Raw genomic sequence first — 24,514 nt, 5'->3', positions numbered from 1 at the left:
GGTCATCCTGCACAATCGCGGTATGGCTACCAATCGCCGGCAAGCCGGCTCCTACACCATCGCGTGGATACCAGACACCGCGTAGGAGCCCGCTTGCGGGCGATGCGATGGTGGTCATCCTGCACAATCGCGGCATGGCTACCAATCGCCGGCAAGCCGGCTCCTACACCATCGCGTGGATACCAGACACCGCGTAGGAGCCCCGCCCTCGGGGCGAAGCGATTGTGGACGCGCTCAGAACTCCAGGGTGCTGGAGAGTTGCAGTTGACGCGGCTCGCCAATGGACACGTTGAGACTGTTCACCGACGAACTGTAGTAGGTCTTGTCGAACAGGTTCTTGGCGTTGAGCTGCAGGCGCAGCTTGTTCTCGCCTAGGCGCGTCTCATAGCTGGCGAAGGCATCGGCAACGGTATACGACGGCAACGTGAAGGTGTTGTCGGAGTCCCCCTGGCGATCACCAACATAGCGAGCCCCCGTGCCCACTCTGAGGCGATCGCCGCCGAGCAGCGCACCAAGGTCATAGACGGCAGACAGCGAAGCGCTTTGCCTGGCGACGTTCTGCAGTTGATTGCCTTTGATCGACGGATCCTTGGTCACCTCTGCATCGGTAAAGGCGAACGTGCCGATCAGGCTGATACGATCAGTGAGTTGGCCAGTGAGATCCAGCTCGACGCCCCGTGAGCGGACTTCCCCCGCCGCTCGGCGATAGCCCTCGAGATCGAGAACCGAAACGTTCTCCTTGACGATATCGAACAGCGCCAGGGTACCGGTGATGCGCCCGGGCATATCCAGTTTGGCCCCCAGCTCCCAGCTTTTGCCCTCCTCCGGCGCCATCTCGTTGACAGAGCCGATGCCGCTTTGCGGTGCAATCGTCGAGTTGGGCTTGAAGGATTCACTGTAGCCACCATAGAGCGACAGCTCGTCGTTGAGCTTGTAGACCAGGCCGACACGCGGCATCCACAACTGGCCGTTGATGTCGGTGTTCTTGTTGAACGGCCGCCCACGCCCGGCAAGCTGGTCATACAGCTGATAACGGGCACCAGCGACGAAGATCCATTGCTCGTTGAGGTGGATGGAGTCCTGAATGAAGGCCGACTGAGTGACCACTCGATCGGTTTGGTCGCTGTCGCTGGCAACCACGGTCGTGGGCACCGGGTCGAGCCCGTAGATAGGCTGGTTGTAATCGAGCCGGCGCGTGGTTGTCTGTCGAATCAGATCCTCGCGGTAGAACTTGCGGTACTCGTGATCCACGCCCATCAGCAGATCGTGCCGCATACCGCCCAGCACGACCCTGCCGTCCAGGTCGAACGTCGCGAAGTGCGAGGTGCTGACCGCGCCACGTGTGCCATCCAGACGGCGCCCTACCGTGCCGTTGCTGGTATTCACACTGGTCACCCGCGCCTGGTAATCGTCATAGGTATCGCGGTTGTAGCTATAGGCGAAATGGGCCTTCCAGTCATCGTTGAGCTGGTGGGAGAGGTCGAAGATGCTCAGGTTGGAACGACCTTCGGTGACGTTGTAAGGCTCGTCCAGACGACGTTCGCTGGGAATGTCGAGCGGCTTGCCATTGACGAACACCGTGCCCCGATCAAAAGGCACCGAATACTCGCGGTACTCGTGGCTGAGGGTGACGGTGGTGTCTTCGCCATACCAGGCCAGCGAGGGCGCGAAGGTCTTGTCGCGATTGGTGCCGAAGCTACGCCAGTAGTCGGCGTCGTCGTAATCGGCGATCAGCCGATAGGCCAGGCCGGTTTCGCCCAGTGGGCCGGTGAGGTCGAGGGTGCCGCCACTGCCGTTCTTGCCATGGCCAAAGGTCGAAGCCCGGCCGGTGATGGCGCGGTAGCTTTCCAGCTGAGGTTTCTTGCTGACCACATTGATCACGCCGCCCGGATCGAGAATGCCGTAGAGCATCGATGACGGCCCCTTGAGCACCTCGACGCGCTCGGCGGTGGCGGTGAAATTGCGGCCCTGGATGGTACGCATGCCATCACGCAGGATGGAACCATCACGGTTGTCACCGAACCCGCGCTTCATCACCGCATCGAGCGTGCTGCCCAAGGTATTGGACTGGGTGATGCCACTGACGTTGACCAGGGCATCATCGAGATTCTGTGGCTGCTGATCCTGCAGCACCTGCGCCGGCACCACCGCGACGGCCTGGGGAATATCCAGCAGTGGCGTGTCGCTGCGTGTCAGCGAGGTGGTTTCGGGTGGCTGATAGCTGTAGGCCGTGGTGCGTTGCGACTGAATGTTCACGGCGCCCAGATTCACTGCGCCATCGGCAGGCACTGCCTGCAGCGTGACGGTGCCGGCGCCCGCTCGCGCGAAGGTGAAACCGGAGCCGGCCAGCAAGCGGGCCAGCGCCTGCTCGACGCTCATGCGCCCCTGCAGTGCCGAGGCCTGCACGGCGTATGGCGCTTCGTCGGTATACACCACGTTGAGGCCGGTGGTTCGGCTGAACGCATCGAGCGCCTGCGGCAGCGGCTGCGCCGGTATGGCGAACACATAGGTCGCCGCCTGATCGGCAACGGCCTGGGCCAGCGCCGGCGGTGCCAGTGGCAGCATCCCCGTGCTCAGCAGGAGGGCCGCCAGGCCGACATGTTTCAAGGTGGCATCCTGCCGACGCATGGTGCGGTGATTCATGGCTTTCATCATCCCAGGTGCTGGTTCTCATTGCGAAAAAGTCGCATTCAAAGCAGTACACGGATGCCGATGGGGTTTACCTCACCCTCCAGCGAAAATATTTTCAGCGCAGGATGATCAGGCGTCCCAGCACAGTGTGCTGCTGGAAGCCGACGACGCCCTGCAGGGCATCGAGAATCGCCTGGGGATCCTGGCTGGCGAAGCTGCCACTGACCCGCCGCTCGCGCAGGTCATCGTTGAGCAGCACGATGCGCCCCGGGTGATAGCGGCGCAGTTCGTCGAGCACCTCGCCCAGCGGCGTACGGTAGAAGCTCAGACGGCCGTCACACCAGGAAGTCAGCGCTTCGGCATCGACACTGCGCAACTTGCCGCTGACGCCATCGGCAAAACTCAGTTGCTGATCGGCGGTGAGCACCCGCGGTGCCTCCAGTGGCCCACCACGAACGGCCACCCGGCCCTGCAGCACCGAGACCCGGGCGCCATCATCGAACCGGCGCACTTCGAAACGCGTGCCGAGCACCCGTGCCTCGCCACCGGCGGCGGCCACGGTGAAGGGAATATCGCCCGGCACCACACTGAAATACGCCGCACCACGCCGCAGCTCGACATGCCGCTCGCCCTCGCCGTACTCGACGGCGATGGCGCTGTCGGCATCCAGCACCACGGTGGAGCCATCGCTCAATGTCACGCTGCGCACCTGCCCGGGTGCCGAGACCATGTCCGCGCCCAGGTCATCGACCCAGCGCAACGGCTGCCACCCGCCTCCCCAGACCACCAGCAGCAGGCAGGCGGCCAGCGCCAGTGCCGAAGCCCAGTAAGGGCGGCGGCTCGACGGCGGGCGCAGGTACTGCTGCAAGGCGGCGGCCTCTTCCTCGGCCAGGCGCTGGGCAGCCGGGCGGCTCAGGTGCCAGAGCGACTGCATGCGCACGAAGGTATCGACATGCTCGGGCGCGGCGGCCAGCCATTGCTCGAAGGCCATCTGTACCTTGTCGCCCGGCTGGCCCTGCAGACGGCCGAGCCACAGCCAGGCGTCCTGTTCGATGCGCGACAGTGACTCCTCCTGTATGAATGACTCGTGGCTCATGGCGCGACGCTTCCGTGTGAGTGGCTGGCCGGCGTGTCGATGACGCTGGCCTTGCAGGCTTCCAGGGCGCGCATCATATGTTTTTCTACGGCGCTCTGGGAAAGCGCCATGCTGCGGGCGATCTGCCCATAGGTCTGACCGTGAATTCGATTGAGCAGGAAAATGTGCCGGGTTCGCTCCGGCAGCCCCCGCAGCGCGGCCTCCACACGGCGCAGATCGCTGCCCGCTTCCAGGGCGGCATCCGGTGAGACGCTGGTGTCATTACGCTGCTCGGACAGCAGTCCGGCTTCGTTACGGCTGCGCGCGCCCTCGCTGCGCAAATGGTCGATGGCCAGGTTGTGGGCGCTGCGAATCAGGTAGCTGCCCATGTCTTCGAGCGGCGCACTGGGCCGTCGCCAGAAACGCAGGAACAGCTCCTGCACCAGATCCGCCGCAGTTGCCCGGCAACCGACGCGCCGCCGCAACACCGCTTCCATCTGTTCACGACGGGCGAGAAAGGTGCGCAGGAAAGCATCGCGCTGTACCGGCTCCGTCGCGGACGGATCGGGCTGGCGAGGCTCGAGTGAAGACGGCTGGTCGACCATGAAGTGGGGTTGCTCGTGACGATGCGCCAGAGGCGTGGCGGCAATCCAGCGAATGATAATGCTTATCAACAAATACCGATAGCGTTGCGACGACCGACAAGCGGAACGATCGCGACCGGTCCGCGGCCTAAGGCACATGCGCATAAAGGAGCCGCCATGACTTTTTCCATCGTTGCCCGCTGCCCCAGAACCGGCCAGTTCGGCGTTGCCGCCGCTACCGCCATGCCCGCCGTCGGCAAGCTGCTCAGCCACGCCGCCGCAGGTGCTGGGGCGGTGGCGACCCAGGCGCAGGTCAATCCCTACCTGGGCCTCGACGGGCTGGCATTGTTACGCCAGGGCCATTCAGCCCCCGCAGCACTCAAACGGCTGATGGATACCGACCCGTGCATGGAACTGCGTCAGCTGGCGTTGATCGACCGCGAGGGGGACAGTGTCTGCTGGACGGGTGATCAGTGCATTCCTTGGGCGGGTTCGCTATCCGGTGAACAGTTTTCCGTGCAGGGCAATCGCCTTGTCGGGCCGCAGGTGCTGGACGCCGTGGCCGACGCCTTTCGCCATGGCGAGGATCGGCCGCTGGTCGAACGGCTGATCCATGCCCTGTCCGCCGGTGATGCCCGTGGCGGTGACCGCCATGGCGAATCCTCGGCGGTGATCTATATCGTCGACCGCGAGGAGTACCCGCTGTGGGATATCCGCGTCGATCATCACCTCGATCCGGTCGCCGAGCTGTGGCGCCTGCACGGCGTATTCGCGCGCGAAGTGCTGCCGGAGATACTCGCCATGCCGACCCGCGAGAACCCTGCCGGCAAGGCGGCTGAAGATGCGGTCTGAAAGATCGCCACAACGCTGACCGGCCCCGCCCGCCTCCCCTATCGGTGGCGCACAGGCTAAGGTGTAAACCATCCCCTTCCCATGGAGCACATCATGAGCAAGCGCGCCCTGATTCTGATCGACATCCAGAACGACTACTTCGCCGACGGCAAATGGCCGCTGCACGGCATCGACGCGGCAGCGCGGAACGCCGCACGTGTGCTGGCAGCCGCTCGTGCTGCCGGCGATACGGTGGTGCACGTGCGTCATGAATTTCAGGGAGACGGGGCGCCCTTCTTCGCCGCAGGCTCCAGCGGTGCGCAGATCCATGCCAGCGTGCAGCCGCAGGCGGGTGAGAGCGTGGTGCTCAAGCACAAGGTCAACGCGTTTCGCGACACCGATCTGAAGGCGCAGCTCGACAAGGCAGGCGTCGAACAGATCACCCTGGTCGGCGCCATGAGCCATATGTGCATCGATGCCGCCGCCCGCGCCAGTGCGGACTTCGGCTACGCCACCACGGTGATCCATGATGCCTGCGCGACACGCGACCAGGAATTCGAAGGCAATCAGGTTCCAGCCACGCAGGTCCAGGCAGCCTATATGGCCGCGCTGGCCTTCGCCTATGCGACCGTCACCTCGACCGAACAATACCTGGCGGGTTAGGCGGTAAACCACAGGCTACCGACAGAAAAACAGTAGGAGCTGGCTTGCCAGCGAATCGATCTGCGCTCCGACACCATCGGCGAATCTTCCACCGCTTTCGCCGGCAAGGACTAGGCGTCCCCCCGGCTCCTACAACTGCTGCACCAGAGGCGGCGACCTCAAGCCTCAGACCAGCTCTTTGCGTAGCTGGCGGGCGGCGGCGACCATGTTGACCAGCGCGGCTTCGGTCTCGGGCCAGCCGCGGGTCTTCAGGCCGCAATCCGGGTTGACCCACAGGCGCTCGGCTGGGATACGGCGCACGGCCTTGCGCATCAGCTTGACCATTTCGCCGGTGTCCGGCACCCGCGGCGAGTGGATGTCGTAGACGCCCGGGCCGATCTCGTTGGGGTACTCGAAAGCCTCGAAGGCCTGCAGCAGTTCCATGTCCGAGCGTGAGGTCTCGATGGTGATCACGTCCGCGTCCATGGCGGCAATGGATTCGATCACGTCGTTGAATTCGCTGTAGCACATGTGGGTGTGGATCTGCGTTTCGTCACGCACGCCACTGGCGCACAGCCGGAAGGACTCGGTAGCCCAGTCCAGATAGTGTTGCCAGTCGGCCTTGCGCAGCGGCAGCCCCTCGCGGAATGCCGCTTCGTCGATCTGCACGATACGAATGCCGGCACGCTCGAGGTCGACGACTTCGTCGCGAATCGCCAGGGCCAGCTGCCGGGCCTGCACTTCGCGGCTGACGTCTTCACGGGGGAACGACCACATCAGCATGGTCACCGGACCGGTGAGCATGCCCTTCATCACCTTGCCGGTGAGGCTCTGCGCATAGCGAATCCACTCCATGGTCATGGCCTGGGGTCGGCTCAGGTCGCCAACGATCACCGCCGGCTTCACGCAGCGCGAACCGTAGCTCTGTACCCAGCCGAAACGGGTGAACAGGTAGCCGTCCAACTGCTCGGCGAAATACTCGACCATGTCGTTGCGCTCGGCCTCGCCGTGCACCAGCACGTCGAGCCCCAGGCGCTCCTGAATCTCAACAGCATGGCGAATCTCGCTGTGCATGGCGTCGGTGTAATCACCCAGCGACAGCTTGCCCTGCTTGAAAGCCTGGCGCGCCAGACGAATCGCCGAGGTCTGCGGGAACGAGCCGATGGTGGTGGTCGGGAACGGCGGCAGATCGAGGCCGGCCCGCTGCTTGACGATACGCTGGGCGAACGGCGCCCCACGCTGGCTATCGCGGGTGGTCACAGCGGCCAGGCGCGCCTGCACCTGCGGTTTGTGGATACGTGGTGAAGCCGCCCGGCTGGCCTGCACGGCGCGGCTCTCGGCCAGCGCGGTGCGCACCTCGGGAGCGTCCGGCTGATTGACGGCACGCGCCAGCAGCGCCACCTCGGCGCATTTCTGCGTGGCGAAGGCCAACCAGCCCTTCAGCTCGGCATCCAGTTGATCTTCACGCTGCAGGTCGACCGGACTGTGCAACAACGAGCAGGACGGTGCGATCCACAGGCGTTCGCCGAGCCGGCTGTGGGCATGGCCGATCACTGCCAGGGCGTTTTCCAGATCGCAGCGCCACACGTTGCGGCCGTTGACCACGCCAAGGGACAACACCTTGTAGGCCGGCAGACGGTCGAGGATGGTCGGGTACTGCTGTGGCGCGCGCACCAGGTCGATGTGCAGGCCGTCCACCGGCAGGTTGGCCGCCAGGCCGAGGTTCTCTTCTAGGCCACCGAAGTAGGTGGCGACCAGCTTCTTCAGCGGTTCGCGCTGCAGAATGTTATAGGCGCGTTCGAACGCGTTCTTCCAGTCCTGAGGCAGGTCGAGCACCAGAATCGGCTCGTCGATCTGCACCCATTCCACGCCCTGCTCGGCCAGACGCCGGAAGATCTGCCCGTAGAGCGGCAGCAGGCGCTCGAGCAACTCCAGCTTGTCGAAACCCTGAGCCTCGCCCTTGAGCTTGCCCAACCATAGGTAGGTCAGCGGGCCGATCACCACCGGCTTGACCTCATGGCCCAGGGCAAGGGCCTCATCCACTTCCTCGAACAGCTGTTCCCAGCTGAGGGCGAACTGCTGGTCAGCAGTGAACTCGGGTACCAGGTAGTGATAGTTGGTATCGAACCACTTGGTCATCTCTTGCGCATGGGCGCCGCCGCAGCAGTTGTCGCCGCTCACGCCGCGGGCCATGGCGAACAGCGTGTCCAGAGTCGGCTTGCCGCTGACAGGGCGGAAACGCTCGGGTATCACCCCGAAGGTCAGGGAATGGGCCAGCACCTGGTCGTACCAGGCGAAGTCGCCGACCGGCAGCAGCTCGATACCGGCCTCCTTCTGCACCTGCCAGTGCCGGGCACGCAACTCACGGCCCACGGCACGCAGGCCGGCTTCGTCCAGCTCGCCTTTCCAGAAGGCCTCTTGAGCTTTCTTGAGTTCGCGGTCACGTCCGATTCGGGGGAATCCGAGGCTGTGTGCCAGGGCCATGGCGATATCTCCAATGCATAAATGATGGTGTGCATTGTCGAGGCCGCGACCGAGTGAAACAAACTCAATCGATTAACGTTAAAAACAAGTTTTACTCACGTTGATCTCGTACGGCTCATCTTGGCCGCCCCTTGAGGACACACCCTGACTCGGGCAAGCTGCCCTCTGCCACCTGGACGAACCCGGCATGCCAGATATCCCCGACGACCCCGCCCAGACCGAACGCACCCGCGAAACCGTGCTGCGCTACCACTACAGCTGGAAGTACCGCGATCTGGATGCGGTGATGGCGCTCTATCACCCGGAGGTCGAGTACAACGACTTCTTCCTCAACCGCAGCATGGGCCTGGCCGAGCTGCGCGACTACGTGCTCAGCACAATGCCGCGCCACCCGGACGAAGCCCTGGAACACACCGACCGCATCCGCATCGACGGCCATACCGCATTCATCCAGTACCGCACCACGCTGCATGGCGGCGAGGGCCTGGTGTCGTTTCGTACCGCCGAGGCCATCACCGTGCGCGACGGGCTGATCTGGCGGGTCAACGAATACGCCTCGCTGGTGCATGAAGGTCAGGACACGCGCCCTCCGATCCAGACCAGCGCGGCGATCAGCAAGCTGGGGCTGTCGACCCGCCAGCTGGGCTTCATGGCGCAGGACCTGCAGGACTACTTCCAGCGCCGACAGCCCTTTCTCGACCCGGCCCTGAGCCTGCAACAGGTGGCCACTGCCACCGGCTACAGCCGCAACCAGATTTCCTACCTGCTCAACCAGGTGCTCGGCCAGAGCTTCTACCGCTACGTCAACCAGGCGCGCCTGCAGCACCTGCTGCAACGCCTGCAGGCAGGCAATGACCTGCGGCGCATGGACGAGCTGGCCTTCGAAGCCGGCTTCAATTCCCTGACCGCCTTCTACAGCACCTTTCGCCGCCACACCGGCCTCTCACCCAAGGCCTACCTGAAAGACCTCTACGCGCGGGTACGCGCGCAAGACAACGCCTGATCGGGCTTCTAGTCTTGCTGCATACATTCTGCGTGGAAGCGGTGCATGAACGACTGGCGCAACATCAGCCTGTGGATGGATCAACTGGATGAGCCGCTGACACCGCGCCCATCGCTGCAAGGCGATGTCCAGGCCGATGTCGCCATCATCGGCGCGGGCTACACCGGGCTGTGGACGGCCTACTACCTCAAGCGCCAGGCTCCCGAGCTGCGCATCGTCATCCTCGAGGCGAAGATCGCCGGCTTCGGTGCATCCGGTCGCAACGGCGGCTGGCTGATGGGCAACCTGCTTGGCGAGGATCGCCTGCTGTCGGGCCTGTCGCCGCAGGCCCGCCGTGAATCCTACGACCTGCTGCATGGCATTCCCGATGAAGTCGGCCAGGTGCTGCAGCGCGAAGGCATCGACTGTGATTACCGCAAGGGCGGCGTGCTGTACTGCGCGGCCCGTTACCCGGAGCAGGAACTGCGTCTGCGCGAGTACCTGCGCGGCTATCGCGAAGAAGGCCTGGGCGACGACGACTACCGCTGGCTGCCCGCTGAAGAACTCGCCCAGCAACTGCGCATTCCCGGCGCCTATGGCGCACTCTACACGCCACACTGCGCGACCATTCAGCCGGCCCGGCTGGTGCGCGGCCTGGCCCGCTGCGTGGAAGCGCTGGGCGTGAGCATTTACGAAGGCACGCCGGCCCTGAGCTGGCAGGCCGGCAGCGTGCGCTGCGCAGCGGGCGAAGTGCGCGCAGACTGGGTGGTGCCTGCCGTGGAAGGCTACGCCGCCAACCTGCCGCCACTCGGCCGCCATCAGATCCCGGTGCAGAGCCTGATCGTCGCCAGCGAACCACTGCCCGCCTCGACCTGGGCGGAGATCGGCCTGGAACGCGGCCAGGCCTTCTGCGAGACCAGCCGCCAGGTCACCTACGGCCAGCGCAGCATGGATGACCGGCTGATCTTCGGCGCGCGCGGCGGCTATCGCTTCGGCAGCCGCTTGCGCAGCGACTTCAACCTCAGTGACGAGGAGCGCGGCCTGCGCCGCTACCTGTTCAGCGAACTGTTTCCACAACTGCGCAATGTGCGCATCACCCACGCCTGGGGCGGCAACCTGGGCATGGCCCGGCGCTTCCATCCGCACATGCTCTGCGACCGTGGCAGCGGCATCGCCCTTTCCGGTGGCTACGGCGGCGAAGGCGTGGGCGCCAGCAACCTCGGCGGGCGCACCCTGGCCGATCTGATCCTCGGTAACGACAGCCTGCTCACCCGCCAGCCCTGGGTGCGTCACGACACCCGTGTGCAGGACTTGCCGCGCTGGGAGCCGGAGCCCTGCCGCTGGCTCGGCTACAACGCCATCATCCGCAGCTTCGTGCGCGAAGACAAACTGCTGGCCGACCCATCCAGCCGCCCGTGGCAGCGCTACATGGCGCAGCGCGTCGCCAGCCTGATGGAAGGTTTCATGAAGTGAACACCCTCATCTGCCACTCAGGTTGCAAGCCATGACCATCACCCACTTTCGTAATACCGACAGCGTCGCACTCGACCAACACAACCCGGTCGCGGTCCCGCTCAGCGAGCCCGCCGCCGTCACTTCGGTGACCTGCGTGGAGCGCGACGACGGCGTGGAAACCGGCATCTGGGAATGCACGCCCGGCCGCTGGCGTCGGCAGATCGTGCAACAGGAGTTCTGCCACTTCATCGCCGGGCGCTGCACCTTCATCCCCGACATGGGCGAGCCCATCGAAATAAAAGCCGGCGACGCCATCCTGTTTCCGGCCAACACCACTGGCGTGTGGGACATACAAGAAACGCTGCGTAAAACCTATGTACTGATTTTCTGAGGATCTATTCAAAGTTTCGCGAGCTAGAGCAATGCAAGGCAAAAACAGGCGAAGAAGCGCAGTTTACGCGCTGTAAATGAGCATTCTGAGCCTGTTTTTAACGCAGCAGTGCCGACGCGCAGCAGACTTTGAACAGGTCCTGACTGCTGCCTCCAAAACATCGACAACAATCGTTGAGGTCTCCCATGCTGAAATCGCTCATCCCGCTCATGCTCGTCGCCTCGGTCAGCCAGGCAGCGCAGGACGTACGCATCTACAACTGGACGGACTACATCGCCCCCGACACCCTGAAAGACTTCCAGCAGGCCAGTGGCGTAACGCCCCACTACGATGTCTACGACAGCAACGAAACCCTCGACGCCAAGCTGATGGCCGGCCGCTCCGGCTATGACGTGGTCTTCCCCTCCAACCACTTCATGGCCCGGCAGATTCAGGGCGGCGCGCTCAAGCAGCTGGACAAGAGACAGTTGCCCAATTGGCAGAACCTCAACCCGACGCTGCTCAAGGCGCTGGAAGGCAACGACCCGGGCAACCAGCACGGCTTCCCCTACCTGTGGGGCAGCACCGGCATCGGCTACAACGTCGAGAAGGTCAAGGCCGTACTCGGCGACGACGTGCCGCTGGATTCCTGGGACCTGATCTTCAAGCCCGAGCTGATGGCCAAGCTGAGCAAGTGCGGTGTGGCGATTCTCGACAACGGCCCGGAAATGCTGCCCATCGCCCTGCACTACCTGGGCCTGCCGCACCACAGCCAGAAGGCCGAGGACTACAAGAAGGCCGAAGCGCTGCTGATGGAGATGCGAGAGAACGTCGCCTACTTCCACTCTTCCAAATACGTCGGTGAGCTGGCCAATGGCGACGTGTGCATGGCGGTGGGTTTCTCCGGCGACATCATGCAGGCCAGCGCCCGCGCCAAGGAGGCCGGCAATGGCGTCGACATCGCCTACGTGATTCCCAAGGAAGGTGCGCCGATGTGGTTCGACATGGTCGCCATCCCCAAGGACGCACCCAACGAAAAAGCCGCCTACGCCTTCATGAACTATCTGCTGGAGCCCAAGGTGATCGCCGGCATCAGTGACTACGTGCACTACGCCAACGGCAACAGCAAGGCCGACGCGCTGGTCGACCCGGCGCTCAAGGCCGACAGCAGCGTCTACCCGCCCGATGACGTCATGGAAAAGCTCTACGCCCTGGAAGCCATGCCGCTGAACATCGACCGCATCCGCACGCGAATCTGGACCAAGGTGAAAAGCGGCACCTGACGCAGTGATCAAAGGCCGGCGTTCGCAATGAACGCCGGCCCAGCCGTCAGATCCACAGATCGTTCATCGCCGTACGTTCTCCGCCCTGCTCTCCGGTATTCAGCACACCCCGCGGCTCGATAAGCATCAGCTTCACCTCATGCTCGGCGTAAGGCTTGTGCTCCACACCCTTGGGCACCACGTATAGCTCGCCGCTGCCAAGCGTTACCTGGCCATCACGGAAATCGAGTCGCAACTGCCCATCGAGGACGAAAAAGGCTTCGTCCGTTTCGGCATGGGCATGCCAGATGAAATCGCCCTGCAGGCGCACGACCTTGAACTGGTAGTCGTTCATTTCCGCGACCACTCTGGGTGACCACTGATCCTGGATCAGGGCCAATTTCTGCTCCAGGTTGACGGGGCGTTTCGACGACGGATTCTGGCTGGACATGGGCGGCTCCTCGGTTGGTTTTCACCACTCTAGCGAGGCGCCGGAGCGCTATCTTGTACGATCCTGCAACCTCACCATGCTCAGCCAGCGAGCCGGGGACAGGCCAAAGCTTCTGACGAAATGACGCGTCATGTGGCTCTGGTCGAAAAAGCCGGCGATCAGCGCCGCGTCGGCCAGGCCGATACCCGCCAATGCCAGCTCACGGCAACGATCCAGCCGCCGCATCGTCACGTAACGGTAGGGGCTGGTGCCGAACAGCGCGCGAAAATCCCGGGAAAGACTCCAGCGCTCGCGCCCGCTGACATGCTCCAGCTCGTCCAGGGTGATGCTCGCGCCATTACGGCTATGGATGTACTCCCTCGCCCGCTGCGCAGCGCGATAGTCGACGGTGCGCCGCCCTCGACTCGTGCCGGCGACCGCATCCAGTGCGCGAGCGAGGTCATGGATGGCATCGTCTTCCTCCAGCGATTCGAGAGGATGATCCATCGCCTGCATGAACGACTCGGTGGCCCGGCGCAGGCGCGGGTCATCGCTAAGCCCGCCAGCGATGAAGGGCAGCGGCTTGCCGCCCAGCACCTGCTGGATCAGCAGCGGCTCGATATAGAGCATGCGGTAGCGAAAACCGTCCGCGGTGCCCGCCATGCCGTCGTGCAGCTCGTCCGGATGCAAGACCAGCGTGCCGCCAGGAAGGCTATGGCGCATGGCCCGCCGATAACGAAAACTCTGCACGCCGGATAGCGTGCGGCCAATGGCGTAGGCGTCGTGGCGATGCGGGTCGTACCCATGGCCGCTGAAATAGGCCTCGATGCGCTCCACCCGCCCCGGCACGTGGCTGCGCAGCACCCAGTCTCGACCGTTCGTATCCGTGCCCATGGCTCGACTCCCCTGCCGCTGCGCTGTCTGACGCCGCCACAGTAAATCGACGTGCGCCGTAAGTCTCCCTTCGCGTGCGTCCGGCGGGAAAGCCACGAGGGCGGTTCAGGGCCCTCTCCACAGCTCCAGCCCTGTGCCGCCAGCAGGGGTTACCGGGCGCTCTGCGCTACGACCTGCTCGTCCTCGTCTCGGCGGTGCAGCCACTGGTAGAGCGCAGGCAGCACCAGCAGGGTCAGTGCGGTGGAGGAGAGAATTCCGCCGATCACCACGGTCGCCAATGGCCGTTGAACTTCGGCCCCCGTACCGGTGGCCAATGCCATGGGCACGAACCCCAGCGAGGCGACCAGGGCGGTCATCAGCACGGGTCGCAGGCGTGTCAGGGCACCCTCGGTGATCGCCGCGGATAACGGCCGCCCCTCTTCGCGCAGGCTACGGATGAAGGCGATCATCACCAGGCCGTTGAGAACGGCCACGCCGGACAGTGCGATGAACCCCACGCCGGCAGAGATCGACAGGGGAATATCCCGTAACCACAGCGCCAGCACGCCGCCCGTCAGCGCGAAGGGAATGCCGGTGAATACCACCAGGCCATCCCTGAGGTTGTTGAACATCATGAACAGCAAGGTCAAGACCAGTAACAACGCCACCGGCACCACGATCTGCAGCCGCTTGGCCGCTGATTGCAGCTGCTCGAACTGACCGCCCCAGGTCGTCCAGTAGCCCGTGGGTATCTGCACCCCTTGCTCGATACGTTGCCCGGCTTCCTCCACGAACGAGCCCAGATCGCGACCACGGACGTTGGCACTGACCACGACCAGGCGCTTGCCGTTTTCACGACTGACCTGATTGGGCCCCAGCACCAGATCGAGGCTGGCGACATCCGCCAGGGTAATGAACTCGATCTGATCCGCGGCACTGCCAGGGCGCGGCGCAATGGGGATGGGCAGACGTGACAGGCCCTCCACATCGGTACGCAGTTGATCCGCAAGACGCACCACGATAGCGAAGCGCCGGTCGCCCTCGAACACGGTACCGGCCTGCTGCCCACCTACCGCGAAGGCGATGGTGTCCTGCACGTCGCCGATGTTCAGGCCGTAGCGCGCGACCTTTTCGCGGTCGACGTTGATGGTCAGCATCGGCAAGCCGGACGTCTGCTCGACCTTGACCTCGGAAGCACCGCTGATCGATTCCAGCACCTCGGAGATTTCGCCAGCCGTCTTGTTGAGCACGTCCATGTCGTCACCGAACACCTTGACCGCCACGTCGCTCCTCACGCCGGAAATGAGCTCGTTGAAGCGCAGTTGAATCGGTTGCGACAGCTCGTAGTTACTCCCGGCCACCGTGGCACTGACACGCTGCAGATCGGCGATGAGGGCTTCGCGTGACTTGTCCGGATCCGGCCACTGTTCTTTGGGCTTGAGCATCACGTAAGCGTCGGAAATATTCGGCGGCATCGGGTCGGCGGCGATTTCCGCGGTGCCGGTTCGGGCGAACACGCGCTCGATCTCCGGCATGTTTTCCATCAGCGCGGTTTCCAGGCGGCGCTGCATTTCCACGGATTGCGTCAGGCTGGTTCCGGGTACCCGCAGCGCCTGCAGTGCGAAGTCGCCCTCGCTCAGGCTGGGCACGAACTCGCTGCCCATGCGCGTGGCGACCAGAGCGGACAGCGCGACCACCACCAGAGCGGCTGCGAACACCGGGGTACGATGGCTCATCACCCACGCCAGAACCGGCTGGTAGGCGCGGCGGGCCGAGCGCATGACCATGCCTTCCTCTTCCTTCACCTTGCCGGTGATGAACAGGGCAATGGCGGCGGGCACGAAGGTCACGGAAAGGATCATCGCCCCCAGCAGCGCAATCACCACCGTGAACGCCATGGGGTGGAACATCTTGCCCTCGACCCCGGTGAGGGCAAAGATCGGCAGGTAAACGACCATGATGATCAACTGACCGAAGATCAGCGGACGCCTGGCCTCTCTGGACGCCGCGAACACCTCGCGGAATCGCTCGGCGCGGGTCAGCATGCGGCCGTGGTGCTGCTGGGCATGGGCCAGCCGGCGGATCGAGTTTTCCACGATCACCACCGCACCATCGACGATGATGCCGAAGTCCAGCGCCCCCAGGCTCATGAGGTTGGCGCTGACGTTGTTGGCGAACATCCCGGTGAAGGTGAACAGCATCGACAGCGGAATCACCATCGCGGTGATGATCGCCGCACGGATATTGCCCAGGAAGAGGAACAGCACCGCGATGACCAGAATCGCGCCCTCGATGAGGTTCTTCTTGACGGTGGCGATGGCCTTGTCGACCAGGTTGGTTCGGTCATACACGGCGACGGCCACCACCCCTTTCGGCAGCGAGCGGTTGATCTCCACCAGCTTGGCCGATACGGCCTGAGACACGCTGCGACTGTTCTCGCCGATCAGCATGAACACGGTGCCGAGGACCACTTCACGGCCGTTCTCGGTTGCCGCGCCGGTGCGCAGTTCACGGCCGATCTGCACCTGCGCCACATCACTGACGCGAATCGGCGTGCCACCGGCGTTCGAAACGATGATGTTGGCGATGTCTTTCTCGTCCGATACCTGCCCCGGTGCGCGAACCACCAGCTGTTCGCCGTTACGCTCGATGAAACCCGCGCCCACGTTGGCATTGTTGCGTTCGAGCGCAGTGATCAGGTCGCTCAGGGTCAGCCGGTAGGCAGCCAGTCGCCTGGGATCCGGGGCGACCTGAAATTCCTTGGCGAAACCGCCGATGGTGTTGATCTCCGCAACGCCGGGCACGTTGCGCAATTGCGGCTTGATGATCCAGTCCTGGATGACGCGCAGATCGGTGGCGGTGTAGGCGCTACCGTCCTCCTTGGTGGCGCCGGGCTGGGCTTCGACGGTCCACAGAAAGATCTCCCCCAGCCCTGTGGAAATCGGCCCCATGGCCGTTTCCGCGTTGACGGGAAGTTGTGCGCGGGCCATCTGCAGGCGTTCGTTGACCAGTTGCCTGGCGAAGTACAGGTCCGTACCGTCTTCGAAAATCACCGTGACCTGGGAAAACCCGGAGCGCGACAGAGAACGTGTCTGTATCAGTTGCGGCAGACCTGCCATCGCGGTTTCGATGGGAAAGGTCACACGCTGTTCGGTTTCCTGTGGCGAAAAGCCTGCTGCAGCGGTGTTGATCTGCACCTGGACGTTGGTGATATCGGGGACGGCATCGATCGGCAGCTTCTGATAGCTGGCGATCCCGATACCTGCCATTGCGAGTACGAAAAGCAGCACGACGAAGCGCTGCTCGATAGCGAACTGGATGATACGCTCGAACATGAGATTTCTCGCTGGTAGCCGTCAGTGGGCGTGGTCTGCGGAGCCTTTGCCAAGCTCGGACTTGAGGATGAAGCTGCCTTGCGCGGCAACCTCGACGCCGGCACTCAAACCCTGCGTGACTTCTACGAAACCATCGCTGGCCACGCCCAGCCTTACCGGCTGAGCGACGAATCCGTTGTCGACCCTGACGAACACCTGAGGCTGCTCATCGATACGCTGCACGGCAGCTGCAGGAATGGTGACGGCAACCTCACGGGATGCGGTCGCCACCTCGATGGCGACGGGCAAGCCAGGCCGCCAGGCACCATCGGGGTTGGTCAGAACCGCACGGGCGGTCGCGGTGCGCGTCTGCTCGCCCAGCAGGCTGCCGATATAGGAAATACTGCCCTGAACTTGGGTCTGCAGCTCAGGTGACAGCACCTGAACCTGCTTGCCGACCTGAATGGCCGCCAGGTCCTTTGGCGCGACGTTGAACGTGGCCCACACATGATTCAGATCGGTGAGCGTGAAGGCGTTGCTCGATGCATCGACCACCTCGCCCAGCACGAAATGCTTCTCCACGACGGTGCCGTCGAACGGTGCACGCAGCTCGTAGCGATTACCCTGGGATAACGCTCCCTGCCCACCCAGCGCGCTCATCTTCTGCCTGGCATTGCCGAGCGCGATATCCGCCTCCTGCGAAAGCTGGCGTGCCTGCAGATAGTCCTGCTCGGCGGAGATGCCGTCCTTCCATAGCTGCTTCTCGCGGTCGAGGGTGGTTCTGGCCAACTCGCTGCGGCGCTGTGCTGCGGCGAGCTCGCTGCGCTGATCGGAAATCTGCTGGCTGGCGATTACCGCCAGTGTCTGGCCCTTGCGGACCATGTCGCCCAGATTGACGGGTACGCTTTCAACCACGCCGGCAATGCGGGGTACCACATGGGCGGTACGATCCTCGTCGAAGCGAATCTCCCCGGGCAGCCGAGCGGTGGAGTCGATGACCCGCGGTTGCGATTTCTCGCTCTGGATACCGGCAACGCGAATCTGCTGCTCAGTCAGCTCGAGCAGCCCCTCGGTTTTCGAATAGGCGAATTCGAGGGATTGCCCCGCACTTCGCACGATGATTTGCGCGTCGAAGAAATGCGGTTCAGCGATGCCGACGCGGCTGACAAACGCTGCCTCCTGCGGCGCGAATACGAGGGTGACGCGCTCGCCCGAGGCACGCTTCGCTTCAAGGGTGACGGAGGTATCGGTTGACGGCGCAATGGGCTTGCCATCTTTCGACAGGTAAATGGAAATCGGCTTCGAACCGTCCTCGCTCTCGGGAGCCACCAACTCCAGGCTGAAGGCACCCCGGGTGTGAATTTCACCACCGTTGGGCCCGACGGCCTCATCACCATGCCCGCTCTCGCTGTCCGCATGCCCCTCTTCGGCGTGACTGGCGGCCTCCTCGCTCGCGTGGTCGGCCGCGGGTTCATTCAGGTACCAGGCGCCGCCAGCGGCCACGCCAATCCCGAGGGCGAGGCTGATCGCCAAGGCCAATTTCTTACTCATGAATACTCCCGAATGGATAAGCCAGGCACCTAGCAAAGCGGTAGGCGGCCCATGGCGACTCTGAAAATGGAAACCTGGGTGATGAGTGCCGAGGCTCACTCGACAGCGGTGACGTCACCAAGGATGCGTTCGAGCTGCACCCACGACTCGGTGGCCGCAGACAACGCCTGGATGTATTGCGCACGGGACTGGATCAAGGTGCGCTGCGCGTCGAGCACATCGAGGAAGCCGAACTTGCCCATCTCGAAACCACGGGCAGTGCTTTCGACGGCGCTCTGGGCCGAGGGCAGAATCATCGATTCGAAGGAACGGATTTCCTCTTTGGCCATCAGCCACTGGTCAGCTGAAGTCGCGACTTCGTTGCGCAGCCGCAGCTCGGTGGCATTGCGCTGATCACGGCTCTGATCCGCACGACGCGCCGCCGCCAGGATATTTCCCTGATTGCGATTGAAGAGCGGCAGGGGTATGGACAGCCCAACCAGGTTCACACGCTCGCGGTCCGCGGCGCTGTACTGGCTGCCAAGGCTGACATCCAGATCAGGGATGCGCTGCGTTCTTTCCAGCGCGAAAGAAGCCTCCTGTTGTTCGATGGCAAGCTTCGCAGAACGCAACTCGGCACTGCTGGCAAGTGCCGACAGCAAACGGGCAACCGGTGGCAGCTCCGGGATACGGGTCGCATCACCTTGCAACCGAAGCGTGTCGGCAACCTGCTCCTCGCCCAGAACGAGGCGCAGACGAGCCTTGGCGATGCCCTGATCACGGGTGGCTCGGCTGGACTCCAACTGCAGCTCGGCAAGTTGCACCCGGGCGCGCGTCAGCTCTATCGGTGAAACCTTGCCAGCCTTGACCCTGCCATGCGCAATGCCGAGCGCGCGTTGCGCGACTTCACGGGACTCATTGGCCAGTTCGACACGCATACCGGCCTGCAGCGCGCCGTAAAAAGCCTGGATGACGTCCGCCCTCAGTGCATTGCGGCTTTGCTCCACCGTGAGGGCCGCGACATCCATGCCACGCTCGGCGAGCTCGACACGTGCGCCGCGCTTGCCACCCAGCTCGATGGGCTGAGTCAGTTGCACGGTGGTGGTCCGCGTATCGCTGCGGGTGTCTTCAACCTCCCACGACAACTGTGGGTTGGGCAGCAAGCCTGCCTGCCTGCGCTCGGCCTCGCTGATATCCAGCTCCCACCCGGCAGCCGCCAGCGTGGGGTTGTTCTGCTGGGAAAGCCGCAGCGCTTCAGGCAGCGTCAGAGCCGCTGCACTGGCATTGGCCTGCCCCACCCATAGAAAAGCCGTCGCAGCGAGCACCAGCGTCATGCCTCGTGGGCATCCAAACAAACCTGGATTGGCAAACAATTGTTAAGCCCTCAATCAATACGGTATCGGTGCCGCAATGGGGCAGCCAAACGACCGATGATTATTCGAAGTAGTGATTGGGGCTAAATCTAATTAGGCGCACTTATCGTCAAGGTGACCGCAGCATTACAAATATGTAATCCACTCTTTCGGCAAAAACTTTTGCATTAAGATCGCCTCGCCAACTAATCCTGCCGGCAAGCGCACAGGTCGCTCGGTCCCTCGCAAACCCAACGTACTCACGAACGGGTCGGTGCCGTCAGAGGGCTGCGTCAGGTTGCCACAGCCCCCGTAAATAGCGGCCAAGAGCCTTTACCCTGAAGTGACTACAGGGTTTAGACTTTCTTGATTCGTCACAGGATTTCGTCCCCCAAGAATAACGTCCAGAACAATCACCGAATCAATCTCTTCAGGTAACTCACTATGCGAATCCTAATTATCGAGGATGAGCCAAAAACTGCCGAATATCTCCATCAGGGCCTCAGCGAAAGCGGTTATGTGGTAGATAGAGCTGCAACAGGTATCGATGGCTTACATCTGGTCAAACAACATATCTATGATCTGGTAATACTCGATGTGAACCTGCCGGAAATGGACGGCTGGGGAGTGCTCGAGAACATCAGGCGCAGCACCAGCACACGGGTCATCATGCTCACGGCCCGCGGCAGGCTGGCCGACAAGATCAAAGGGCTGGACCTCGGCGCGGACGACTATCTGGTGAAGCCGTTCGAGTTTCCCGAGCTGCTGGCCAGGGTCAGGTCACTGCTGCGGCGCACGGAGCACGCGCCGGTACCAGACGTCTTGAAGGTGGCCGATCTCGAGCTGGACCCGGGCCGGCACCGGGCGTTCCGTGGTGCTCAGCGAATCGACCTGACGACCAAGGAGTTCGCATTACTTCACCTGCTGATGCGCCGCTCGGGTGAAGTGCTCTCACGTACGCAAATCATCTCACTGGTATGGGACATGAACTTCGACTGCGACACCAACGTGGTCGAAGTCTCCATTCGACGCCTGCGCGCCAAGATCGACGACCCGTTCGACCACAAGCTGATCCACACCCTCAGAGGCGTTGGCTACGTACTCGAGGAACGCCCTTGAAGCCCGCCAGCCTGTCCATGCGCCTCGGCCTCTCGGTGGTGTTCATGGGGGCCGCGCTGGTGGTACTGCTGACCATACTGGCCTACTTCGCACTGACCCACGAGCTGTCTTCACTGGCGACCGAGAGCCTGCGCGGCAAGCTCAGCCAGATGGAGCACAGGCTCGCCGAAGACAAGCTGACCACACGCGACCTGAAGGACCAGCCACACGAACTGCTCGACCTGGTGCTCGGCCACGACAACCTGCGCCTGACCATCTATGAATCGGGCGCCCAGGTACGCGAGCTGCTCAGCATCAACGATCTGCCCGCCGCCTCGCCTGCCAGTGACATCGCACTGGGCACGATCAGCTACGAAAAAAGCACCGATAGCCGCGACCACAACATCCTCATCGCCACGACGGCGATGCGCCTTGTCGATGGCGAAAAGATCATCGTCCGCCTCGCCATGGACCGAACCAGCGACGAAGACCTGCTCAGCGCCTACTTCAAGTCGACCCTGGCGGCACTGCCGTTCGTGCTTCTGTTCATCGGGGCCGGTGCGTGGTGGGTGGTGCAGCGTGGGCTCAAACCGCTGAAGCGCTTTGGCAAGATAGCCTCACTGGTATCCACGCAGGACCTGACCCACCGCATACCGGTGGAACGTCTTCCCAAAGAGCTGGGCGAATTGGCCGAAGGCATCAATTTCATGCTTCATCGCCTCGATGGTGGCGTTCAACAGCTCTCGCAGTTCTCCGACGACCTCGCGCACGAACTGCGCTCGCCCATCTCGAACCTGATGGGCAAGGCCCAGGTGTCGCTGTCCAGGCAACGAACTCAGGAAGAGTACAAGGCGGTTCTCGAAAGCAGTATCGAAGAGCTCGAAAGAGTCACTCGCATCGTTTCCGACATGCTGTTCATCGCCCACGTCAGCCACCCGGCTGCGCTGGTGAAATTCGAAGCGATCAGCCTGGGCGATGAAGTGAGCCGGGTTGTCGATCTGTTCCAGATGGCAGCAGAAGAAAAGCACATAACCCTGGCCATCGAAGGCGCCGGCGAGGTGCGCGGTGACCGCCTGATGATCCAGCGCGCCATTTCCAACCTGCTGTCCAACGCGATCAGGCACACACCGACAGGCAATAGCATCGACCTGAGCATCGAAGAGCGGGAAGGCTCGACGATACTGTCCATCCGCAACCCCGGCAGCGGTATCGCGCAGCAGCACCTGCCGCATATCTTCGAACGTTTCTATCGCGTCGATGCCAGCCGCTGCCGTGCAGATGGCGGTACCGGGCTGGGGCTGTCCATCGTGCGCTCGATCATGAGCCTGCACCACGGCAGTGTCAGTGTGGATTCCACCGTTGGAGGAACGACGCTCTTCCGGCTGACCTTTGCGCACTAGAACGTCCTGTTCATCGCCTACGTTTCACCGGGAGGATTTCTGTCAACAATGTAATGGTGACGCCACGCTGGCGATAGTATCGACAACCGATAATGACTGCACATTTAAAGAGGAGTGCAGTTATGAACGTCAGCAAGTATCTGGTTGCCTTTGTACTACTGGGCGGTGCATCTTTCGCTCAGGCCAAAGTGTCCGTCGAGAAACTCAACGAGAAGTACCAGAACGAAAGTACCGTGACCATGCGGGAATATGCGGCGAGCACGGGCAAGCCCGCCCCGCTGATTCGTGATTATGCCTATGGCATGAAAATCGACGTGGCCAAGCTGGTGCACACGACCAAGGACATCAGCACCTGCGGCAACTTCAAGAAGATCATGAGTTACGAAGACTCCCAAGGAACGCTGCATTCCGTGCGTTATACGATGCAAGGACAATGCGTCAACCAGCGATGACTCAGCCGTGCCGCATAGCGAAGCCGCCTTCCCAGGCGGCTTTTTATTGCCTGCGATTCGCTGGGCCCTGAACAGGAAAGTGGCGCTCCAGCGTTACCGACCACGCATAAAAAAGGCGCCCACCAGGGGCGCCAGGATTCACCTCTTCCAAAGGAGCACGAATGCTTCAAAGGTGAATGGGGTAAGCGTTCGAAACGTTCCGAACGCGGTAAGAGACATGCAATGACTATATCCACCGAAGATAACGAGAGCGTGGTAGGCACATTACAATCCTGTCACCAACCATCATGTCCCGTTAGTTGCAGAGTTCGCCGTCAGAGAACGCTAAGTGGGTATTCGACGATCAAGCGAACTTCATCAAGATCCGACTCGAACTGGGTCGCCCGTGTATTGGCCTGACGAATACGCAAGCTCATATCCTTGAGTGATCCGGTCTGCACGATGTATTTGGCTTCGAAGTCCCTCTCCCATCGTTTCTGGTCGGTCAACGGATTGCCATCTGCATCCCGGCGCATGTAGACGCTGTTGGCATTGGTGTAGTCGGCGTCCGTACCCTTGCCGTAACGCGCCATGAACGACAGACCTGGCACGCCGTAGGGCGCCATGCTGAGGTCGTAACGGAGCATCCAGGACTTTTCCTTGGGCGAGTTGAAGTCGCTGTACTGGATCGAGTTGTCGAGGTAGATGGAGTCGGACTGGCGCAGGTAATCGAAGTCGTCGTCACCGTTGTTGCGCTGGTGCGTCAGCGCCAGTGTGTGAGCACCGAACTGCACGCCAAGCTTGCCGCTCCAGATGCTGTTGTTGAATTGACCCAGTTGCCGGGAGCCTTCGTCCACCGCCTTGTAGTAATTGAAGCCACCGATCAGTGCCACGTCATCGCTGATCGGATAGCGCAGCGACGTGCCCACGTAGTACTGATCCCAGGCGTCTTTGAGCCGACTGCTGTAAGCGCTGAAGCTGACGTTTTCATTGAGGCTGTAATCACCACCGAAGTAGCCGACCCACGGCGAATCCACGCCGCCAGCGTAAAAGGTCACGAAGTTGTCACGCATGTTGCTCGACACCGGCTGGCTCATCGAGTGCAGACGACCACCCTGCAGGGTCAGTCCATCCAGGCTGTTATTGACGAAGGTGACGCCGCGGAAAGACTCGGGTAACAGTCGCGAATCACCGTAATGAACGACGGGTGTGGCGGGAAATACATCGCCGACGTTCACCGTGGTGTCGAATGCCCGCGCCTTCAGTGCGCCACCGACCTTGCTGTAGTCGTCGCGGGCCTCTCCTGCACGATCCACCGGCAGAACATCGAACGAGCTGCGCCCACCATTGCGGCCGCCGCCGGTGTCGAGCTTGATGCCGAGCATGGCGAAGGCATCGACGCCAAAACCCACGGTGCCCTCGGTGAACCCGGACTCGAACTTGCCAATGATGCCGTGTGCCCAAGCCTCGGAATAACCGGCACCACCCGGCGCGGTATCGCCGTTGCGGTGATCACGGTTGAAATAGAAATTACGGTTGAGGATGCTCAAACTACTGCCTTCGATGAACCCCTCCTTCCGCTCATCCGCAATTGCACAATTGCTTCCAACGATCGCTGACATGACGGCAAGCGACAGTGCGGCTTTTTTCTTCATGGTTGCTCCAGACGTTAAGGCAGTTTTCTTATAGATAGGTGGCACTTTTGTAGTTCGTGAAACGTTGGCCAAACGCTATCTTCCGCCCGGGAGCTAACGGCAAGGTGATGGGGAA

The 24,514-nt window shown here is 62.5% G+C and carries 20 protein-coding genes; 10 read left to right on the top strand and 10 right to left on the bottom strand.

What is annotated here, in order from left to right; genetic code table 11:
• A partial coding sequence (locus QRN22_RS18585; RefSeq protein ID WP_285403654.1) for a hypothetical protein occupies positions 1-197 on the top strand: 197 nt, incomplete at its 5' end.
• 37 nt (positions 198-234) lie between these two features.
• Here the strand turns inward: QRN22_RS18585 and QRN22_RS18580 are convergent.
• The 3 genes from QRN22_RS18580 to QRN22_RS18570 form a co-directional block, all read right to left on the bottom strand.
• On the bottom strand, positions 235-2,643 hold the full coding sequence (locus tag QRN22_RS18580) for a TonB-dependent siderophore receptor (protein WP_042554545.1): 2,409 nt from the start codon (positions 2,641-2,643) through the stop codon (positions 235-237).
• Positions 2,644-2,746: 103 nt separating this feature from the next.
• A complete protein-coding gene (locus QRN22_RS18575; protein ID WP_042554540.1) occupies positions 2,747-3,727 on the bottom strand; it encodes a FecR family protein in 981 nt (326 codons plus the stop codon).
• Positions 3,724-4,311 (bottom strand): RNA polymerase sigma factor, encoded by a 588-nt coding sequence (locus QRN22_RS18570; RefSeq protein WP_042554539.1) that lies wholly within the window; start codon positions 4,309-4,311, stop codon positions 3,724-3,726. The genes QRN22_RS18575 and QRN22_RS18570 overlap by 4 nt, the downstream gene beginning before the upstream one ends.
• A gap of 156 nt (positions 4,312-4,467) precedes the next feature.
• Here QRN22_RS18570 and QRN22_RS18565 point away from each other — a divergent pair, with 156 nt between their 5' ends.
• Positions 4,468-5,142: a DUF1028 domain-containing protein gene (locus tag QRN22_RS18565; RefSeq protein WP_042554538.1), complete on the top strand. Its 675-nt coding sequence runs from the start codon at positions 4,468-4,470 to the stop codon at positions 5,140-5,142.
• 93 nt (positions 5,143-5,235) lie between these two features.
• A complete protein-coding gene (locus QRN22_RS18560) occupies positions 5,236-5,784 on the top strand; it encodes a cysteine hydrolase family protein (RefSeq protein WP_042554537.1) in 549 nt (182 codons plus the stop codon).
• A 165-nt stretch (positions 5,785-5,949) separates the two neighbouring features.
• Here QRN22_RS18560 and metE read toward each other — a convergent pair whose 3' ends face one another.
• Positions 5,950-8,247, bottom strand: coding sequence for a 5-methyltetrahydropteroyltriglutamate--homocysteine S-methyltransferase (gene metE / locus QRN22_RS18555; protein WP_042554536.1), 2,298 nt, complete (start codon positions 8,245-8,247; stop codon positions 5,950-5,952).
• A 187-nt stretch (positions 8,248-8,434) separates the two neighbouring features.
• On the opposite strand from metE, the gene QRN22_RS18550 reads away from it, so the two are divergent.
• The 4 genes from QRN22_RS18550 (at position 8,435) to QRN22_RS18535 (ending at position 12,337) form a co-directional block, all read left to right on the top strand.
• The gene (locus tag QRN22_RS18550; RefSeq protein ID WP_042554535.1) at positions 8,435-9,250 is read left to right on the top strand and encodes an AraC family transcriptional regulator; all 816 of its coding nucleotides are present in this window, start codon (positions 8,435-8,437) and stop codon (positions 9,248-9,250) included.
• Between the two features lie 45 nt (positions 9,251-9,295).
• Positions 9,296-10,702 carry an NAD(P)/FAD-dependent oxidoreductase gene (locus QRN22_RS18545; RefSeq protein WP_042554534.1) on the top strand — a complete coding sequence of 469 codons (1,407 nt, stop codon included), beginning with the start codon at positions 9,296-9,298 and terminating at the stop codon, positions 10,700-10,702.
• Between the two features lie 31 nt (positions 10,703-10,733).
• Positions 10,734-11,075, top strand: coding sequence for a cupin domain-containing protein (locus QRN22_RS18540; protein WP_042554533.1), 342 nt, complete (start codon positions 10,734-10,736; stop codon positions 11,073-11,075).
• A 185-nt stretch (positions 11,076-11,260) separates the two neighbouring features.
• Positions 11,261-12,337: a polyamine ABC transporter substrate-binding protein gene (locus tag QRN22_RS18535; RefSeq protein WP_156152720.1), complete on the top strand. Its 1,077-nt coding sequence runs from the start codon at positions 11,261-11,263 to the stop codon at positions 12,335-12,337.
• 46 nt (positions 12,338-12,383) lie between these two features.
• On the opposite strand, the gene QRN22_RS18530 is transcribed toward QRN22_RS18535, so the two are convergent.
• From QRN22_RS18530 to QRN22_RS18510, 5 genes are all read right to left on the bottom strand, one after another.
• Positions 12,384-12,767 (bottom strand): cupin domain-containing protein, encoded by a 384-nt coding sequence (locus QRN22_RS18530; RefSeq protein ID WP_042554532.1) that lies wholly within the window; start codon positions 12,765-12,767, stop codon positions 12,384-12,386.
• Positions 12,768-12,815: 48 nt separating this feature from the next.
• Positions 12,816-13,640: an AraC family transcriptional regulator gene (locus QRN22_RS18525; protein ID WP_042554531.1), complete on the bottom strand. Its 825-nt coding sequence runs from the start codon at positions 13,638-13,640 to the stop codon at positions 12,816-12,818.
• A 149-nt stretch (positions 13,641-13,789) separates the two neighbouring features.
• Entirely contained in the window at positions 13,790-16,954 is a 3,165-nt protein-coding gene (locus QRN22_RS18520; RefSeq protein WP_042554530.1) for a CusA/CzcA family heavy metal efflux RND transporter, read from the bottom strand.
• Positions 16,955-16,975: 21 nt separating this feature from the next.
• A complete protein-coding gene (locus QRN22_RS18515) occupies positions 16,976-18,484 on the bottom strand; it encodes an efflux RND transporter periplasmic adaptor subunit (RefSeq protein WP_082045811.1) in 1,509 nt (502 codons plus the stop codon).
• 95 nt (positions 18,485-18,579) lie between these two features.
• Positions 18,580-19,797 (bottom strand): TolC family protein, encoded by a 1,218-nt coding sequence (locus tag QRN22_RS18510; RefSeq protein WP_042554529.1) that lies wholly within the window; start codon positions 19,795-19,797, stop codon positions 18,580-18,582.
• A 462-nt stretch (positions 19,798-20,259) separates the two neighbouring features.
• Between QRN22_RS18510 and QRN22_RS18505 the strand changes: the two genes are divergently transcribed.
• The 3 genes from QRN22_RS18505 to QRN22_RS18495 all read left to right on the top strand — a co-directional run bounded on the left by QRN22_RS18505 (position 20,260) and on the right by QRN22_RS18495 (position 22,765).
• Complete coding sequence (locus tag QRN22_RS18505; protein WP_042554528.1) at positions 20,260-20,934, top strand: heavy metal response regulator transcription factor; 675 nt, start codon at positions 20,260-20,262, stop codon at positions 20,932-20,934.
• The gene (locus QRN22_RS18500) at positions 20,931-22,313 is read left to right on the top strand and encodes a heavy metal sensor histidine kinase (RefSeq protein ID WP_257026899.1); all 1,383 of its coding nucleotides are present in this window, start codon (positions 20,931-20,933) and stop codon (positions 22,311-22,313) included. Before QRN22_RS18505 ends, QRN22_RS18500 begins: the two co-directional genes overlap by 4 nt.
• A gap of 122 nt (positions 22,314-22,435) precedes the next feature.
• Positions 22,436-22,765: a DUF2790 domain-containing protein gene (locus tag QRN22_RS18495; protein ID WP_042554546.1), complete on the top strand. Its 330-nt coding sequence runs from the start codon at positions 22,436-22,438 to the stop codon at positions 22,763-22,765.
• A 314-nt stretch (positions 22,766-23,079) separates the two neighbouring features.
• Here QRN22_RS18495 and QRN22_RS18490 read toward each other — a convergent pair whose 3' ends face one another.
• Positions 23,080-24,366 (bottom strand): OprD family porin, encoded by a 1,287-nt coding sequence (locus tag QRN22_RS18490; RefSeq protein ID WP_419761285.1) that lies wholly within the window; start codon positions 24,364-24,366, stop codon positions 23,080-23,082.
• Between the last annotated feature and the right edge of the window lie 148 nt (positions 24,367-24,514).

Source organism: Pseudomonas sp. MEJ086, from assembly GCF_030209025.1.
GTDB lineage: Bacteria > Pseudomonadota > Gammaproteobacteria > Pseudomonadales > Pseudomonadaceae > Aquipseudomonas > Aquipseudomonas fulva_A.
This window is presented reverse-complemented; position numbering and strand designations above follow the sequence as displayed.